Here is a 15,699-nt window from a genome sequence, read left to right on the forward strand (position 1 = left end):
GTTCGCATATCATGGGCAATCGGATACTGACGGTCGTCCATTCGAGACGGTCCACGCCCGGCCGGGCGGGCGAAATCCTGTCCGGCCGGGGCTACCTGCTTGAAGCGCGCTGCCCGGCTCAGGGCGACGCCCTGCCGGCCTCGCTCGAGGACTACGAAGGGGTCATCATTTTCGGTGGCCCTATGAGCGTCTACGATAACGACAAGCCTTTTCTGAAAACCGAAATGGACTGGATCCCGACCGTCATCGAGTCCGGGACGCCGCTTCTCGGCGTCTGTCTTGGCGGTCAGCTCGTCTCGAAGGCGCTGGGGGCCGAGGTTGCGCCCCATCCCGAGGGTATGGCCGAGGTCGGCTATTTCAATGTGCGGCCGGCCGGCGCGGGGTTCGTCGATCCCGACTTCCACGTCTATCAGTTTCACATCGATTCCCTGGGCCTGCCATCGGGCGCGGAGCTTCTGGCGACAGGTGAGATTTTCGAAACCCAGGCTTATCGCTACGGCGATAACGTTACCGCTATTCAGTTCCATCCCGAGGTGACGCGCGAAATGATGCTGCTATGGACACGCGCGGCGGGCGACCGCCTGACGCGGCCCGGCGCGCAGACCCGGGCCGAGCAGGTGGCGCGCTGTCGCCAGTTCGACTCGGGCGTGTCCAAGTGGTTCGAGAATTTTCTCGATCGTCAGTTCGGGCGACCCGGCGAGTCGTGAAAGCGTCGGCCCGCGCCGGGTCTAGAGCCCCTGCAGGATCTGGGCCCGCTTGTACTGATACTCCTCATCGGTAATGAGACCGTCGCGCCGCAGCCGTTCGAGCTGTTTGAGCCGCTCTTCGGCTGAAATCTGCGCCGGGGCGCGCCGCGCAGGCGCGCCGCCGGTGGCTGGTTGATCATCGGCCGAGACTGTCGGCGCGGTTTCGCGGAACGTATCTGGCTGGAGCGGACCACTTTCATAAGCGGTGGGGAAGAATACCAGCCAGTCCTTGCGATGCGTCAGGCCGCGCGGGCGATACACGCCGCTATCGGGTTCGGCCGTCAGTCCCGTATTCGAGGCCAGCGCCTTTTGCCGGAAGCCGACGGGCATGATTTCCTGCTTTTCCCCGAAGCGCTGGCTGGAAGTTGACACGCGGACGGCGCCGAAGATCACGTTGATCACGCGGTCCTTCACGAAGACACGGCCGGTGGTGATCTGGGGCGGGCCGGTATATCCACCGATCCAGCCCTTGGCGCGGGTATGGATGAGGAATGTCACATCCTCGTCGGAACCTGCCTCGCGCAGGGCGTTGGCGAGCTGAACGCTGAGCGAGTTCAGTTCGGGCGGATTGAAGAGTTTTGACATGGAATCGCCGGTCGGCTGATAGAAGACCCGGCTCAGCGCGTTACGGATCTGCATGGACTGGAAGTTGGCAGGATGGCTGTTGGGTGGGGGGGAGCGGTCATCGATCTCGTCCTGTTTTTCGATCCGGACATACTGCTCGCCCTGTTCCCAGACGATTTCGACGATATCGGGCTGGCCGGTGCCTCGGTGAAAGACGCCGCAGCCCGCCAATCCCGGTACCAGCAGGGCGATCAGCCCAAAGGCCAGGTTCCGGGCCAAGCGGCTTTCCCGGCTTCGGTCCGATGGTGCGCGGCAGGCCGCACCGGTCCGGCTCAGGGTTCGTCCACTCCAAAATTTCATTCCAACTTCCCTTTTTCGACCGAGAGCAGCGGCATGCCCGCCATGCTCGCCATAAAACCGCAATATGTTGTTTTGGTGGCGCACTCTACCTACTCGCCATCCCCGCCGGAAGTCCCTCTCCCCCCGAAAATCCGGGAAATTGCGGCGCGCAGGCCGCCGCCCGGATCGTGTTTCGGGGCTATCCATCCAGAGTTTGGGATTTTATTCAAGGGGAGTGGGATCCCGATTGGGATGGCCGCCCACGGCTTTTTTCTATACAGGGGTGGTCGGGAACGCGGGCCCGGTGGCTTGTAAGGTGCCGGCTCGATAAAGATAATTCGACAATGCCGCCACTTCCTCGGGAGAAGATCATGCATCGCGTCGATTCCGGCAGCCGAGCGTCCGGGACGGAAAACCGCAAGAATTCCGGGCTCGACCGCCGCGCCGCCCTGCGCCGGCTGGGGCTGGGGGCCTCGGTGGTCTATGGCGCCCCGGTGCTGCTGTCACTGAAGGGTACGTCGGCGGCCAGCGCGCCACCCTGGGTGAAGCCGACCAAGCCCACCAAACCGACCAAGCCCACCAAGCCGACCAAGCCGTCGAAATCATCCAAGCCGTCGAAATCATCCGAGCCGTCCCGTCCCTAGAGACAAGGCGGGTATCACGTGGATCCCTTCCGCGACATCCGGCGTCCAGCATCGCACCGACGGCCTCTTCGGGCTTTACCTTTGGGAAATGGGCCGCATAGTATTGAAACGCCGGATTAAAAAGGCTGTAAGGGAAATGCCCGCCCGGCCAAATAGGGCCCGGCGGGGGACACGGATTGAGAGGATACCATGCCCCCTTTGGGCAAGGAAAATAACGCCGGCCCTGCAGGGGGGGCCGAGGGGGGTGCACTGACCCGCCGGGCCGCCCTGGGGCGTCTCGGGATCGGCGTTTCTGTCGCCTATACCGCACCGGTCCTCCTGTCCCTGAATACGGCTGACGCCCGCGGCGGGGGAAGCGGGCCGCCGCCCTGGGCACAGCCCACGCGGCCGACCCGCTCGAGCCGGCCGTCACGCTCGAGCCGGCCATCGCGTTCGAGCCGGCCATCACGCTCGAGCCGGCCCAGCGGTTCGCGGGGTTCCGGCGGTGGCGGCCCCGGGCACTGATCGGGCCATGCCGGCGCGATCTTCCGCATTTGTGGAATTGCCCAAACGATGCTGATCCGGTTCGAACCCATCGATTTCCCGGTGCAAATCGTCGGCTGGAATTCCTTTCTTCTGGATATCGGTCCGCTTCTGCAGGGCTGGCGTCCGCGGCTCTGGGAGGGGCCGGCGCCGGAAGCCGGGATCATTATCGCTCGCGATTGTGACGGCGGTCCCCATTCCTATCTTCTGAGCGCAATCCTCGAGGGGCCGGTCGAGAAATACAACCAGCCAATCAAGACGATCTGCGCCTTCCTCGCCGACCTGATGACCTGGCTTTGCGATCGCGATCCGGATTGGCTGTCGCTGCACGCAGGCGCGGTCGAGATTGGTGGCAAGACTGTCCTGTTCCCGGCCAAGGGGCGCAGTGGCAAAAGCACCCTGACGGCGGAGCTGGGCCTGGCAGGCGGCCGCATCTTTTCGGATGACGTCGTGCCGCTTGCCGGGGAAGCGCTGGAGGCGGTCGCTCTCGGGATAGCGCCGCGTCTGCGCCTGCCGCTGCCCGGTCCGGCCGATAGCCCGCTCGCGCGCCACATCGCGTCCCATTCCCCGCCGGACGGCACGCGGTATGCCTATGTCACGCTTGATGCCGACCGTCTCGCGCCTTTCGGGACACGAGCGCCGGCGGGCGCGATCGTCATTCTCGACCGGCAGGCCGCCGGGCCGGGGACGCCGCCACGGCTCGAAGCCGCTTCCCGGGTGGAGGCCCTCAAACAGGTCATTGGACAGAACATGGGAATCAGGATGGGGAGCAGCACGCTGATGCGGCGCCTTCACGCCCTGGTCGCGCGGATACCTGTCTATACACTGATTTACGAAGAAGCGGCGCCCGCCGCCCGGTTGCTGATGGCGCGATTTGGCGATCCGGCGCTGACGCGGCCGCCGGAATCGCTGGAACAGGTGCGATGACCCAGTATCGCCGCGCGCCAGGTATCCAGATCACGTCCGTGGAAGACGATATGTTTCTTGTCGATCCGCGCACCGACGGCATCTTCCATCTGAATGCGGTGGGGGCGGGAATCTGGAATCTCCTGGCCGCGCCACAATCGATCGACGCGGTAGCGGCGGTGGTCAGCGACGCCTTTCCCGACCAGCCCCGTGAGGATGTCGCCCATCAGGTCCGGGAACTGATGGGCGATCTGGAAAAGCGGGGGCTGGTGGTCAGCGGGCCGGCATGACCGGCTCGCCCCGCCGGGGCTGGACCAGCCCCGAGATCCGACGATAATTTTTCCACCACACCGTACGAGGCTCCGCGCAGAGCAGCACCTCGCGAAGAAGCTCGTGGATCAACCGGGGCTTTCGCGGAAACATACGCGCAAATTCCTGCCGCGTGGCATCGAAGACCAGCCGGGCCGGGCCGCGATACTCCCGGATCAGCGCTGGTGGCAGCTTGCCATCGGGCATGCCGAGCGCGGCAAACAGGGTGACAGCTGCGGCCAGGCCTTTCACGAACCCGCCTTTTTCGGCCCGCGCAATGATGCCATCCCAGTCGGGCGCCGGCGGCTCACGAATGAGGAGAATGGCGTCAATCAGACTGTTGATCGCCCCGGGATGAAACTTGTCGCGTACGACATTCATCAGGGCGATGAGGAGCGTATGGTCAGGCGCGGGCACCCTTAATTCGACGCGGCCCGTCTCGACCGGCCGGGACGCAGCGAATACCTCCTCGGTCGATAGGCCCAGATGGGTCGGGAAGTTGTCCGGGTAGACATGAATATCGAAATTCGTGTGTCCGTCCGGCGAGACGAGAGGCTTGAAACTGGCGTCGCCGATCAGTCCCCAGGCATGATTTCGGGAACGGCGGAATGTGAACCCGGCCGCTGTCATCGCCTTGACGAACCGCGCAAGATCAGCCTCGCGCACGAGCAGATCGATATCGGACATGTTGCGAAGGTCCGGATCGGGATAAAGGGTGAGGGCGGTGGCCAGCCCCTTCATATAGACGACTTCGATTTCCAGCGCGGCGATACGCGAAACCCATTGAAGCGCGCGCTGGCGAAAAAAGCGCGTCATCAGGCGGTTGGCCGATTGACGGTCGGCCGTAAGCCGCCGGCCAGCCAGGAGTTCGGGAAATGCGGCGAGAAGGTGGGCCGTGAGTTGAGGGCTCGTCAGCATGGCCAGGCGATCTGCGAGCGCGGTGAGGCGGCGCCACTCTTCCGTCGCCGGCGGGGCGTGGCGGGGATCGATCAGGTAGGGCCAGAGTCCGGCGTTCGATGTGTCGGGCGGCATGGGCGGAAAAGCCGATCGGGGTTGAGTGCCGAGCTTAGCCCAATGCACCGCATGTGCAAACGGGCGTACCCGGGCCGCGGAGGATGCCGGTATCAGTGGCCCCCATCCCCGACGGCCTGCCCGTCTAGCCTTGCGCCATTACGTAGTCGCGGAGGCCCGTCAGTTCGCTCTCCGCTTCCGCGATCCGGTACTTGACGACATCGCCGATGCTGATGACCCCGGCCAGCACGCCGTCGTCGATGACCGGCAGATGGCGGATACGGCGTTCGGTCATGACGGACATGAGTTCGATCACCGTATCTTCCTTGCTGCAGGTCACAACCTCGCGGGTCATCAAATCAGCCGCTGTCATGTCCAGCACGGCGGCTCCGTTGTCTGCGAAGGCGCGGACGATGTCGCGTTCGGAGACGATGCCGATGACGGCACCAGCCGCGTCGCAAATGACGATGGCCCCGACATTGCGCGATGCCAGCAACTTCAGGAGCCGGGTTATCCTGTCGTTCGCGCCGGCGGTCAGGACCGACGCCCCTTTTTCGGCGATGATTTGCGCGACGTGCATGACGCCTCTCCCCTTTGCTGCCATGAACCGGGTGGCGATGGAAACGGGGTTCGGGGGCAGTTTACCAACGGCCCTGGCCGGAGAAACAGCAGCAAACCTGACCCGTTTTGCATTTAGGGGCGCCCGTCCGCGCCGCGCCGGGGCCAGTCCGGGCAGGATCGGGGGCGGGCTTAGTGGAGCCGGCGGGCTTTTTCCGCAGCGAGAGCGTGTTCTTTCTGCTTGCGGACGGCCCGAAGGACACTGTCCCACCGATTTTTCTCGCACGTCTCCTCGGCCCCCGCCACGCCCAGATGCTGGATCAGCTTGAGCGCTATCTGGTCGTTGCGGGTCAGCGCGGCCTCCTTGCGTCGGCCGTGTCCGCGTGCCGTCTGCCGTGCCGAAATGCCGGCCATGAGCTTCCTCCCCAAGTTGCGCCGACGGTGTGTTGCGATGAAAGCTTGGAAACAAATCATACAATAATTTCTTAACGCCGCGGCAGCCCATTGGAGGGACGCACGACCCGGCGGCGGGATCTTTCCACATGCGGCGTTGCGAAATTGCCGCCGTTCCGGCAGAGTTTTCGCGACCGGGGCGCCAGGGGATGCGGCCCGCCAGCGGTTCGGGAGGACAAAATGATGGGTGATTTCGGGGGTGGTCTTGTCGGATTGATTTTGCTGATTCTGGTCGTGTGGGCCGTTGTCAGCATCCTGCAAAGCAGCGCGGGGACGGGGGCGAAGGTGCTCTGGATCGTCCTGGTACTGATCCTGCCGTTCATCGGTTTCATCATCTGGCTGCTTGCCGGCCCTAAAAAGGCCGCGGTGGTCTAGGCGGAGGGGCGTATGAGACAGGGCGTCTGGCTCGGTCTCGCGGGCATTCTGGGTCTTGGTGCCGTGGTCCTGGGCGCGTATGGCGCGCATGGCCGCTTCGACGGGGAGCCGGCCGCGGCCGCCCTTTTCGAGACGGCGCACACCTACCACATATGGCACGGCCTGGCGGTTCTCGCCCTGGCCCTGGCGCCGGGCGAGGCACGGGCGGGGGTCCTGCCGACCCTGGCGGGGATCGGTTTCGTCTTGGGGATCGTGCTGTTCTCGGGGAGTCTTTACGCCAGCGCGCTTGGCGGCCCGGCCGGGCTTGCCCCCCTGACGCCGGTTGGCGGCGCCAGCTTCATGATCGGCTGGCTCGCGCTACTGCTCGCGGGGCTCGGGCGGCTTCGGTCCTGAGGCGAGGGGGCGGCTTGGCGGATCACTTTCTCGACGCTTCGGGTCTCAAATGCCCCCTGCCGGTGTTGCGCGCGCGCAAGGCGATGAAAGACCTGGCGGCCGGCGAAACCATCGAAATTCGCGCAACCGATCCGGCAGCGGAAAAGGACTTCCCGGCTTTTTGCGAGATGACGGGCGATAAGCTGCTGGCGGCCGAGGTTACCGACGGCGGCTACCGTTTCGTGATCCGGAAATCCTGAAGCCCGGTCAGGCGGCTTCGGGCTGGATCGGCGCGTTTTCCCGGCGCACGCGGATACTCGCCCGTTCACCCAGGCTGATGAAAAGCGAAAGAAGCGGTGGAATGATCATCAGCGTCAACAGCGCCGACAGGCTAAGGCCGCCAACCACGACGGAGCCGAGCCCGCGATATAGCTCCGAGCCCGCGCCCGGAAACACCACCAGAGGCAGCATCCCGAAAATACTGGTCAGGGTCGACATGAAGATCGGGCGCATGCGGTTGCGCGTGGCCGTCAGAATGGCGTCGAGAGGCGCCATTCCCTCCTCGCGCAGATGAAGCAGCGTCTGGTGCACCAGCAGAATCGCGTTATTGACCACGATCCCGATCAGCACGACGAAGCCGAGCAATGTCAGCATGTCCATCGGCTGATAGACGAAGAAATTGAGGACGCCCAGCCCCATGATGCCCCCGGCCGCGGCCACGGGCACGGAAAACATGATGATGAAGGGGTAGAGGAAATTGTCGAACAGGATTGCCATGACCAGATAGACGATCACGAGAGCGAGAATCAGGTCGACCACCATTTCGTTCCAGGTCTTGGTAAGCTCATCGGCAGTGCCGGAAATGGACAGGTTTACGATCGGCGGGATCCCTTCCTGCGTGAGCAGGTCGATGACGCTTTCCTGAATAAGTTCAACCGCCTGTTCCAGCGGGACCTGGGGCGGCGGAATGATATCGAGCGTGACCGTACGTTCCCGCTCGAGGTGGCGGATTTCCGTCGGCCCGACCGTGACTTCCACATCGGCCAGAAGCTGGACGGGCAGGATCACGCCGGATGACGTGACGACAGGCAGATTTCCGACCGACTGGGTCGTTGTCAGGCCTTGATCCGGCCCCTGGACCATGAGGTCGATGCGATCGCCGTCGACAGTGATTTCGGTGACCCTGAGCCCGTCATTGAAAGCATCGATCGTCGCGCCCAGTTCGGTCGCCGTAACCCCGTTATCCGCGAGACTCAGCCGGTCGGGGACGATTCTGACTTCCGGCGCGCCCAGCTCCAGTCCGGGCCGCGGCCGAAGCTGCGTGCCTTCCTCGCGGGGAAGAATCTTCTGGACGTGCTGCACGGCCCTTACCGCGACGCCCAAATTGGCCTCGAGATCGGTGCCGGAGATATTCAGTTCGATCCGGCGTGTGCCGCTGCTGGCGCGGCCGAAAAGAGAGGGCTGGTTGACGAAGCCGAATGTGCCGGGTTCCTCGAAGGCGGGCCTCGAAATGATCGGGATGAGTTCCTTGACGCGGCTGTTGTCCGCGCTGCGGGCGCCGATGAAAGTCTGGTTCTCGAAAGCGACGAAAAAGAAATGCACGATGCCCGGCAGGTCGGTCCCCTCGGGTTCATCGCCGGCGTTCGCGACAAAAAGATGCGCCACGGCCCCTTCGATCCGGTTGGCGATATTCGTCGTGGTCTCAAGATTGTAGCCGGGCGGCGGGATGATAAATCCGAATATGAGATTCCGGTTGCCCTCGGGCAGGTATTCCAGCTTGGGCATGAGCGCCCAGGTCGCCAGTGCCGCGGCCAGCGTGACAGTCGAAACCAGCCCGATAGACTGGCTTCGCGAGGCGATGACCTTCCGAGTGATCCCCACGACGGTGGTCGAGAACCAGCGGGCGAAAGCGTCGATCCCGGGAAGCCGGATATTGGTGGATTTTTCCGGATTGAATCCGCGCAGCAGCCAGTTCGCGAGCGCCGGCACTACCGTGGCCGAGACGATAAGCGACAGCACGACGGCGACGGAAATGGCGACAGCGATATCGCGGAAAAGCTGACCGACCTCCAGCTTCATGATCAGGATGGGCACAAAAACCAGCACCGTCGTCATGGCCGAAACCAGTACCGCTCCCCAGACCTGCTGCGTTCCCCGGTAGGCCGCTTCCCGGATAGGTCGGCCTTCCTGCCGCAGCCGATAGATGTTTTCCAGTACAACGATGGCCGCGTCCACGACCATCCCGACGGCGAAGGCAAGACCGGCCAGCGAAATGACGTTGAGCGATCGGCCGAGCGAGGCCATGGCGACGAAGGCACCCACGACGGAGACCGGAATCGCGAGGGCCACCACAAGGGTCGCCCGTCCCGAGCGCAGGAAGATCAGCAAGATGATCGCCGCCAGCGTGCCGCCAATCCAGATATTGGTCTGGACCAGGTCAATCGCGGAATTGATGTAAGTGGTCTCGTCATAGACCTGGACCATCTTGAGGCCGAGATCGGGCAGGGTGACGGTGTTGAGTTCGGCGACCGCCGCGCGCAGTTCTTCCATTGTTTCGATCACGTTCGCGCCCCTGTCGCGGACCGCGTTCACGGCGATGCCGGGGACACCCATGCGGCGAATATTGGCGCGCGGCTCCTTGTAGGCGAAATCGACCGTTCCGATATCGGAGATGGTCACGCGGCCGATCCGGCCCGACTGGTCGCCGCCGATCGAGCGGACGACCACCTGCTCGACCTGCTCGGGATTTTCGAAATCCCCCTCTGTGCGGACGACGTAACGGCGCTTGCCCTCGTCGATATCCCCGGCGGAGACAGAAGCATTCGCCTGGCGCAGCGCCGTGACGATTTCCGGGATGGTGATTTGAAAGCGGGCCATGCGCTCCGGATCGACGGTGACGCGCATCTCACGTTCGCTGCCGCCAAAATAATTGACGGAGGAGATGCCAGGCACGCGTTCGAGCCGCGGTTTGACCACGTCTTCGACGATATCCCCGAATTCGTCGATTGGCCGCGTTATGCCCTCGCGGCGGGTGGTATAGAACCATGCGATCGGCCTGTCCTCCGAACTGGAGGTGTCGAGCGTGGGCTCGTCCACCTCCTGCGGATAGCTCGGCACCCGGTTCAGACGGTTTGCCGTGAGTACGAGCGCGCGGTTCATGTCCTGATTGATGTCAAATTCCAGCTCTATCTCGCCGCGACCATTCAGCGAACGGCTTGTCATGCGCGTGAGGCCTTCGAGGCCCTTGAGGTGTTCTTCCTGCTGGACAATGATTTCCCGCTCGACCTCGGCCGGCGCCGCACCCGGCCAGATCGTCTCGATTACGATGACCGGTTTTTGCACGTCAGGGGTCAGCTGGATGGGGATACTGAACAGGGCGACGACACCGAGCGCCACGACGATCAGGACGCCGGCGATCACTGCCACGGGCCGGTCGATGGCGATCCGGATGAGGTCCATCAGGAGTGTCCTTCGGCGCGGATTTCCTGGCCGGGCAGCAGGCGTTCGTTCCCCCGGATGACAACGAGTTCGCCATCGGACAGCCCGCGCCGCACCTCGAAACGGTTGCCGAGCGAGATCCCCAGTTCAACCGGCCGGAGTTCGGCCGTGCCCTCCTTAAAGACATAGACAACGGTGCCGCCCTGGCGGTTCAGGATGGCGTCCTTCGAGACTGTCAGGATCATCCGGCCAGCTGTGACGGGGACGTGAACCACGACACTCTGGTTTACCGCGAGGTTGTGAAGCACCTGTTCTCCGCCGGACGGCTGGAAGCGAACGGCCCGTGTGCGGGTCCGATCCTTCTCTTCCGGCACGATCGCACGCACCGTGGCCGAAAAGCGGCGCTCGGCCGAGATCTCGATATCAACCGACATGCCGGGGGAGAGGACCGAGATCCGATCATTGGGCACATCGGCTTCGATTTCGAGATCGCGGTCATTGATCATGGTAATGACGGGTGCGCCCGTGACGACATAGTCGCCGGGCGAAATATGGCGCATCGTGATCGCGCCGGCATAGGGCGCCCGGACCTTGGCGTAGGACAGTGCGATTTCGGCCAAATCCTTGTCCGCCTGCGCCCTGAGCGCATCTGCTTCGGCCGCGGTCAGGGCCGCCCGGGCACGGTCGACTTCGCGCAGCTGATCCTCGTACCGAGCCTGGGAGAACGCGGCCGAGTCCTTAAGTCCTTCAAGCCGGGCCAGGGTTTGTTCGGCAAGCGCAAGCCCTGCCCTGGCGGTGTCCACCCGTGCCACCGCGCTCGAGAACTCGGCCCGCGCCAGATCGAGCGAGGCGTTCAGCACATCGGCGTCAAGCGAGACCAGCACGTCGCCCTTCTTGACCCGGTCCCCGACATGGACCATGACGCTCTCGACCGGTCCGCCCGTCCGGGCCGCTACATCGCCGGCTTCGCGCGCTACGACCCGACCGATCACGGCCGCCGTCTGCGCCGCATCCTCCTTGATCACCGCATCAACCACTACCTTAGTGGGACCACTGCTTGCCGTCTGCGCCCGAGTGTGATTTGTGGGCAGGAGGATCGCCGCTGCTGCCAGAAGGATGGTCGTTGCCAAGGCTGAAATTCGCATGCGTAATGTCATGACTCTGCTGATTGCCCGTTTCCGGTGGTCGTGATCTCCGAGGTTTGCGCGCGCCCCGTTCGGAGCCCGCTATTCGTGACGTACACCGAATTAGGCCCCACATACAGTGTAATGTCGGACCTTCGGCCCGGATGTGGCATAATTGAAAAAAATCATCGCGATTATCCCCTTGACTCACGTAGGCGCACTCCCCATATTCATGGGTAGGAGGGCACGAACATGGCCAAGGCACCTACGGTTCACGAATTCTTCCAGCGCTTCCCGGACGACGATACCTGCCTGGATCACCTTATGACCGTACGCTATGGCAAGTCGCTGGACTGCCCAGGCTGCGGCGTTCACGGCAAGTTTCATCGCCTGAAAAAGCGCCCTGTCTATAGCTGCCAATGGTGCGGCTACCAGATCAGTCCGATGGAAGGCACGCCCTTTGAGCGGACCCATACGCCGCTTACAAAGTGGTTCTATGCCATGTATCTGTTCACGACCTCCCGGCATGGCGTTCCAGCCAAGGAACTGCAGCGCCAGTTGGGTGTGACCTACAAGACAGCGTGGCGCATGGGCCATGAACTTCGCAAGTACATGGGCGTAGTTGACGGCGATCCGCCGCTTGGCGGGCATACCGAAGTTGACGAAACCATGATCGGCGGATACAGGCCCGGCAAACGCGGTCGCGGGGCGGCGGGTAAGACTATCGTTTTCGGCATGCTTGAGCGTGGTGGCGATGTTATGACCCGCGTTGTTCCGAATGCCCGCAAGGCAACGCTTGAGCGGCACATTCTTGAGCATGTCCACTCCGGCACAACTATCAGCACGGACGAATGGATCGCCTATCGCAAACTGGCGCGTCATGGCTACCAGCATGGCAGGGTCGATCACTCCCGCGATCAATGGGTTTCCGGTATCCACCACACCAACTCGATTGAGGGCTTCTGGTCCATGCTCAAGCGGTCGATCCGGGGCACGCATATTCATGTCAGCCGTCAGCATCTTTCGAAGTACCTCGGCGAGTTTGAGTTCCGCTGGAATTCGCGCCACGCGCCCGAGATGATGTTCGCACGGCTCTTGATGTCTTTTTAGCATCGGGGCCAACAATCGAATCCATCATTGCATCGAACAGTTTCCAATCGCCGCGCGAAGGATGCTCTTTGCAGAACTGGTCGATCTTCCCAGTGCGGCGGGCTTCTTCGAGGCTGAAGTATTTGCCGCGCGCCATATTTATTCCTCATGTGGAATTTTGGTGCTTAAAACGAACTGACCGCCGTTTGTTCCCAACGGCGGAACAGTGACAATGTAATAGTGCTCACTCCTCCATCGTCTTCTTTGTCCAGACCGCACTTCCAACCAGAATGTGTATCGCCCTACAGGATCATTAATTCCACACGGACGCCCCGGTTTTAGTTCCCATTTTTTTTCAGCACCTAGAGTATCTATAAAGCGCTCGTTAGCTATATATGCCGAGGCTTCAGTCTCATCACGCACAACAACAACTGCCTCGTAACTGTCGTTTGCATCCAATGTGACCTTGAGGTCGTCTATAGGTTGGCCATTTTTAATCCATTTCAACCATATGCCTTCTGGCTCGCCCGACGGCCCCCAATCCCCACGGATTAGATAGAGGCGGCAGTTCTCGATCTTATTCTTCCAAAATAGCACCCCGGTTCTGACCGAAAGACTCACAGCCCATTGCGTGCCATTATTCGCGCCAACCCATTGCGATTTCTTCACATCACGCGAAAATACTGGCTTAGGCATGAAAACCCTCGCCAGCCATCGCCATGCGGAAATGGCAAACCCCAACGGAACTGCTATGGTCGCTGATGGAAGGTCCGGCATGGTGCCCCAGACTCTGCCACACCCCGTTACGTGACGCAAGGGGATAATCTCGAAAATCATTTTCCGTCCCGTAACAGGCAGGACCGGCGGGGTCGGTCCAGAGTGCCGACGGGTCCTCACCCGCTCCACCCCTGATCGCGGAAAGGCAGTAAAATCTTGATGACCCCGATTTATACGCACGATTCCTGTATCGCCCATGATCCGGGCCCGGGCCATCCCGAACGGCCCGACCGTCTGCGCGCGGTGCTCCGACGGTTGCGCCAGCCGGATTTTGCGCAACTCGTCTGGTGCGAGGCGGCGCCGGCGACGCGCGCGGCCGTCGCACGGGCGCATGACGCGGCTTATGTGGACTGGCTGCTCGACCAGGTGCCCGAATCCGGCCGGATCGGCCTGGATGGCGACACGTTTCTCTCGCCCGCCTCGGGCGAGGCGGCGTTGCTGGCGGCGGGGGCAGTATGCCAGGCGATCGATGCGGTCATGGCGGGCAAGGCGGATAATGCCTTTTGTGCCGTGCGCCCGCCCGGTCACCATGCGGAAGCCGGGCACGCCATGGGGTTCTGTCTGTTCAATAACATAGCGATCGGGGCCCATCATGCGCGCGCCGAACACGACCTTGCGCGTGTCGCGATGGTCGATTTCGACGTGCATCACGGCAACGGTACCCAGCACATGTTCGAGCGCGATCCGGCGTTCTTCTTCGCCTCGACCCATCAGGGAGGAATCTATCCCGGCACCGGTGCGCGCGACGAGTGCGGTGTCGGCAACGTGGTCAACATGCCCCTGCCAGCCATGGCGGGATCGGCCGATTTCCGTGACGCGATGACCTCGACCATCCTCCCGGCGCTTGCTGCGTTCGCCCCGGAACTCGTGCTGATCTCCGCGGGTTTCGACGCCCATGCGGCGGATCCGCTCGCCATGCTCGATTTGCAGGCCGCGGATTTCGCCTGGGCGACGGCCCGCATCCTCGAGGTTGCCGCGTCCCCGGCCGCCGGCCGCGTCGTGTCCACCCTCGAGGGGGGCTACGATCTCGATGCCCTTGCGGATTGCGCGGCCGCCCATGTGGGGGCTCTTCTTGCGGCCGGCGCCTCCGGCACCACCGTGTGACATCGCCCGGGCCGGGCGGCAGTGTGGCCTTCTTGCGACAGCTTGTGTTTTAGCGGGATTTTGCCTCAATTCCGGCCAATTTCCGGGGGGTTTCCGGTTGCCCGGGCGGGGCCCGATCAGTACACTCCGCGCCCATTCACCCCCCGTTCCCGCCAGGCGGGGACTCCGGGCAATTTGAGCGAAAAGTAATGGCCAATACCAAGACGGTGCCTGCCGATATCGCGAAAATGAGCTTCGAGGACGCCTTGAAGGAACTGGATGCGATCGTCCAGGCACTGGAAAGCGGGGATTCCAGGCTTGATGACGCCATCACCTCCTACGAGCGGGGAGCGGCGCTCAAGAAGCATTGCGAGGAAAAGCTTCGCGAGGCTCAGGCCAAGGTGGAAAAAATCGTCCTTGGTGCCGGGGGCGAGGCTGCCGCCGAGCCGGCCGACATTGACTGAGGTTCAGCCGACGACGGGAGGGGACGTGTCCCGGGTAAGGGAAGCGCTGACGCAGGCGGTGGAGTCCGTCGAGAGCGAGCTGAAGAGCCTGTTGCCGGCCGGTGATGGACTCGATTCCCGCGTCTTCGAGGCCATGACCTACGCCTTGTTTGCGGGCGGCAAGCGGTTACGCCCGTTCTTCGTTCTTACATCGGCCGAGCTTTTCGAGGTCCCGGAGGCCTGGGCGCGCCGGGTCGCGGCCGCAGTGGAGATGGTTCATACCTATTCGCTCGTCCACGATGACTTGCCGGCCATGGATGACGATGATCTCCGCCGCGGGCAGCCTACCTGTCACGTTCAGTTCGACGAGGCCACGGCGATCCTCGCCGGCGACGCGCTGTTGACGCTCGCTTTTGGCGTTCTGGCGGAGCCCGAGACTCACCCGGATGGCAATGTTCGCGCCGAGCTGGTGGCTGCGCTGGCCAGGGCGGCCGGCGCATCGGGCATGGTCGGTGGCCAGATGATGGATCTGGCCGCGGAACATCAGGAACTCGACGTTGGTGCCATTACCCGTCTGCAACGGCTCAAGACCGGTGAGCTCATCGCGTTTTCCTGCGAGGCAGGCGGGATACTGGGGGCGGCTCCAGCCGAGGCGCGCACGGCGTTGCATGCCTATGCCCATGATCTCGGTCTGGCTTTTCAGATCACCGACGATCTGCTGGACGAAACCGGCAGCGCAACCGATTTGGGCAAGGCCGTCGGCAAGGATGCGGCCGCGGGAAAGGCGACCTTCGTTTCGATCCTGGGCGTCGAGGGGGCGCGGCGACAGGCGGTGATGCTGGCCGAGCAGGCAGTGGAACATCTTGATTTATTCGGAAAAAAGGCCGACCTTCTAAGGGATATAGCCCGGTATGTGGTCGATCGCCGCGGCTAAGAGGAGCGAACG

At 63.0% G+C, this 15,699-nt stretch carries 19 protein-coding genes; 11 read left to right on the forward strand and 8 right to left on the reverse strand.

From position 1 onward, the window contains the following. Positions 1-11 precede the first annotated feature (11 nt). Positions 12-707, forward strand: a complete 696-nt coding sequence (locus RLQ26_01295; GenBank protein ID MEQ9087359.1) for a glutamine amidotransferase — start codon at positions 12-14, stop codon at positions 705-707. A gap of 21 nt (positions 708-728) precedes the next feature. Here RLQ26_01295 and RLQ26_01300 read toward each other — a convergent pair whose 3' ends face one another. After that, complete coding sequence (locus RLQ26_01300; protein MEQ9087360.1) at positions 729-1,589, reverse strand: SHOCT domain-containing protein; 861 nt, start codon at positions 1,587-1,589, stop codon at positions 729-731. A gap of 431 nt (positions 1,590-2,020) precedes the next feature. On the opposite strand from RLQ26_01300, the gene RLQ26_01305 reads away from it, so the two are divergent. After that, positions 2,021-2,293: a hypothetical protein gene (locus tag RLQ26_01305; protein MEQ9087361.1), complete on the forward strand. Its 273-nt coding sequence runs from the start codon at positions 2,021-2,023 to the stop codon at positions 2,291-2,293. Positions 2,294-2,592: 299 nt separating this feature from the next. Here RLQ26_01305 and RLQ26_01310 read toward each other — a convergent pair whose 3' ends face one another. Further along, entirely contained in the window at positions 2,593-2,826 is a 234-nt protein-coding gene (locus RLQ26_01310; GenBank protein ID MEQ9087362.1) for a hypothetical protein, read from the reverse strand. A 19-nt stretch (positions 2,827-2,845) separates the two neighbouring features. On the opposite strand from RLQ26_01310, the gene RLQ26_01315 reads away from it, so the two are divergent. After that, on the forward strand, positions 2,846-3,742 hold the full coding sequence (locus tag RLQ26_01315; GenBank protein MEQ9087363.1) for a hypothetical protein: 897 nt from the start codon (positions 2,846-2,848) through the stop codon (positions 3,740-3,742). Next, complete coding sequence (locus RLQ26_01320; protein MEQ9087364.1) at positions 3,739-4,011, forward strand: PqqD family protein; 273 nt, start codon at positions 3,739-3,741, stop codon at positions 4,009-4,011. Before RLQ26_01315 ends, RLQ26_01320 begins: the two co-directional genes overlap by 4 nt. Here the strand turns inward: RLQ26_01320 and RLQ26_01325 are convergent. The 3 genes from RLQ26_01325 to RLQ26_01335 all read right to left on the reverse strand — a co-directional run bounded on the left by RLQ26_01325 (position 3,995) and on the right by RLQ26_01335 (position 6,013). Then, positions 3,995-5,062, reverse strand: coding sequence for a nucleotidyltransferase family protein (locus tag RLQ26_01325; protein MEQ9087365.1), 1,068 nt, complete (start codon positions 5,060-5,062; stop codon positions 3,995-3,997). The two genes, RLQ26_01320 and RLQ26_01325, sit on opposite strands and share 17 nt — an antisense overlap. A gap of 124 nt (positions 5,063-5,186) precedes the next feature. Further along, entirely contained in the window at positions 5,187-5,621 is a 435-nt protein-coding gene (locus RLQ26_01330) for a CBS domain-containing protein (GenBank protein ID MEQ9087366.1), read from the reverse strand. A gap of 170 nt (positions 5,622-5,791) precedes the next feature. Further along, the gene (locus RLQ26_01335) at positions 5,792-6,013 is read right to left on the reverse strand and encodes a hypothetical protein (protein ID MEQ9087367.1); all 222 of its coding nucleotides are present in this window, start codon (positions 6,011-6,013) and stop codon (positions 5,792-5,794) included. A 222-nt stretch (positions 6,014-6,235) separates the two neighbouring features. On the opposite strand from RLQ26_01335, the gene RLQ26_01340 reads away from it, so the two are divergent. From RLQ26_01340 to RLQ26_01350, 3 genes are read left to right on the forward strand one after another with little or no spacing between them, the layout of a single operon-like run. After that, on the forward strand, positions 6,236-6,427 hold the full coding sequence (locus RLQ26_01340; GenBank protein ID MEQ9087368.1) for a PLDc N-terminal domain-containing protein: 192 nt from the start codon (positions 6,236-6,238) through the stop codon (positions 6,425-6,427). A 12-nt stretch (positions 6,428-6,439) separates the two neighbouring features. Beyond that, positions 6,440-6,820 (forward strand): DUF423 domain-containing protein, encoded by a 381-nt coding sequence (locus RLQ26_01345; GenBank protein MEQ9087369.1) that lies wholly within the window; start codon positions 6,440-6,442, stop codon positions 6,818-6,820. A 14-nt stretch (positions 6,821-6,834) separates the two neighbouring features. Further along, positions 6,835-7,059, forward strand: coding sequence for a sulfurtransferase TusA family protein (locus RLQ26_01350; GenBank protein ID MEQ9087370.1), 225 nt, complete (start codon positions 6,835-6,837; stop codon positions 7,057-7,059). Positions 7,060-7,066: 7 nt separating this feature from the next. On the opposite strand, the gene RLQ26_01355 is transcribed toward RLQ26_01350, so the two are convergent. Both RLQ26_01355 and RLQ26_01360 read right to left on the reverse strand, forming a co-directional pair. Continuing rightward, positions 7,067-10,258 (reverse strand): efflux RND transporter permease subunit, encoded by a 3,192-nt coding sequence (locus RLQ26_01355; protein MEQ9087371.1) that lies wholly within the window; start codon positions 10,256-10,258, stop codon positions 7,067-7,069. Then, on the reverse strand, positions 10,258-11,394 hold the full coding sequence (locus RLQ26_01360) for an efflux RND transporter periplasmic adaptor subunit (GenBank protein ID MEQ9087372.1): 1,137 nt from the start codon (positions 11,392-11,394) through the stop codon (positions 10,258-10,260). The genes RLQ26_01355 and RLQ26_01360 overlap by 1 nt, the downstream gene beginning before the upstream one ends. 219 nt (positions 11,395-11,613) lie before the next feature. Between RLQ26_01360 and RLQ26_01365 the strand changes: the two genes are divergently transcribed. Beyond that, positions 11,614-12,471: an IS1595 family transposase gene (locus tag RLQ26_01365; GenBank protein ID MEQ9087373.1), complete on the forward strand. Its 858-nt coding sequence runs from the start codon at positions 11,614-11,616 to the stop codon at positions 12,469-12,471. 138 nt (positions 12,472-12,609) lie between these two features. Here the strand turns inward: RLQ26_01365 and RLQ26_01370 are convergent, their stop codons facing one another. Next, positions 12,610-13,287 carry a hypothetical protein gene (locus RLQ26_01370; protein MEQ9087374.1) on the reverse strand — a complete coding sequence of 226 codons (678 nt, stop codon included), beginning with the start codon at positions 13,285-13,287 and terminating at the stop codon, positions 12,610-12,612. A 96-nt stretch (positions 13,288-13,383) separates the two neighbouring features. Between RLQ26_01370 and RLQ26_01375 the strand changes: the two genes are divergently transcribed. The 3 genes from RLQ26_01375 to RLQ26_01385 all read left to right on the forward strand — a co-directional run bounded on the left by RLQ26_01375 (position 13,384) and on the right by RLQ26_01385 (position 15,687). Further along, entirely contained in the window at positions 13,384-14,331 is a 948-nt protein-coding gene (locus RLQ26_01375) for a histone deacetylase family protein (protein ID MEQ9087375.1), read from the forward strand. A gap of 188 nt (positions 14,332-14,519) precedes the next feature. Continuing rightward, positions 14,520-14,774, forward strand: a complete 255-nt coding sequence (locus RLQ26_01380) for an exodeoxyribonuclease VII small subunit (GenBank protein ID MEQ9087376.1) — start codon at positions 14,520-14,522, stop codon at positions 14,772-14,774. Positions 14,775-14,799: 25 nt separating this feature from the next. Next, positions 14,800-15,687 carry a polyprenyl synthetase family protein gene (locus RLQ26_01385; protein ID MEQ9087377.1) on the forward strand — a complete coding sequence of 296 codons (888 nt, stop codon included), beginning with the start codon at positions 14,800-14,802 and terminating at the stop codon, positions 15,685-15,687. Positions 15,688-15,699 lie beyond the last annotated feature (12 nt).

Source organism: Alphaproteobacteria bacterium, from assembly GCA_040220875.1.
Taxonomy (GTDB): Bacteria; Pseudomonadota; Alphaproteobacteria; order JAVJVX01; family JAVJVX01; genus JAVJVX01.

Bases quoted from the DNA above. Each gene is read 5' to 3' on its own strand.
- RLQ26_01295 (MEQ9087359.1), top strand. From the start codon at position 12: ATGGGCAATCGGATACTGACGGTCGTCCATTCGAGACGGTCCACGCCC.
- RLQ26_01365 (MEQ9087373.1), top strand. From the start codon at position 11,614: ATGGCCAAGGCACCTACGGTTCACGAATTCTTCCAGCGCTTCCCGGAC.
- RLQ26_01370 (MEQ9087374.1), bottom strand. From the start codon at position 13,287: ATGATTTTCGAGATTATCCCCTTGCGTCACGTAACGGGGTGTGGCAGA.
- RLQ26_01325 (MEQ9087365.1), bottom strand. From the start codon at position 5,062: ATGCCGCCCGACACATCGAACGCCGGACTCTGGCCCTACCTGATCGAT.
- RLQ26_01330 (MEQ9087366.1), bottom strand. From the start codon at position 5,621: ATGCACGTCGCGCAAATCATCGCCGAAAAAGGGGCGTCGGTCCTGACC.
- RLQ26_01355 (MEQ9087371.1), bottom strand. From the start codon at position 10,258: ATGGACCTCATCCGGATCGCCATCGACCGGCCCGTGGCAGTGATCGCC.
- RLQ26_01380 (MEQ9087376.1), top strand. From the start codon at position 14,520: ATGGCCAATACCAAGACGGTGCCTGCCGATATCGCGAAAATGAGCTTC.
- RLQ26_01305 (MEQ9087361.1), top strand. From the start codon at position 2,021: ATGCATCGCGTCGATTCCGGCAGCCGAGCGTCCGGGACGGAAAACCGC.
- RLQ26_01320 (MEQ9087364.1), top strand. From the start codon at position 3,739: ATGACCCAGTATCGCCGCGCGCCAGGTATCCAGATCACGTCCGTGGAA.
- RLQ26_01345 (MEQ9087369.1), top strand. From the start codon at position 6,440: ATGAGACAGGGCGTCTGGCTCGGTCTCGCGGGCATTCTGGGTCTTGGT.
- RLQ26_01335 (MEQ9087367.1), bottom strand. From the start codon at position 6,013: ATGGCCGGCATTTCGGCACGGCAGACGGCACGCGGACACGGCCGACGC.
- RLQ26_01315 (MEQ9087363.1), top strand. From the start codon at position 2,846: ATGCTGATCCGGTTCGAACCCATCGATTTCCCGGTGCAAATCGTCGGC.
- RLQ26_01360 (MEQ9087372.1), bottom strand. From the start codon at position 11,394: ATGACATTACGCATGCGAATTTCAGCCTTGGCAACGACCATCCTTCTG.
- RLQ26_01310 (MEQ9087362.1), bottom strand. From the start codon at position 2,826: ATGCGGAAGATCGCGCCGGCATGGCCCGATCAGTGCCCGGGGCCGCCA.
- RLQ26_01340 (MEQ9087368.1), top strand. From the start codon at position 6,236: ATGGGTGATTTCGGGGGTGGTCTTGTCGGATTGATTTTGCTGATTCTG.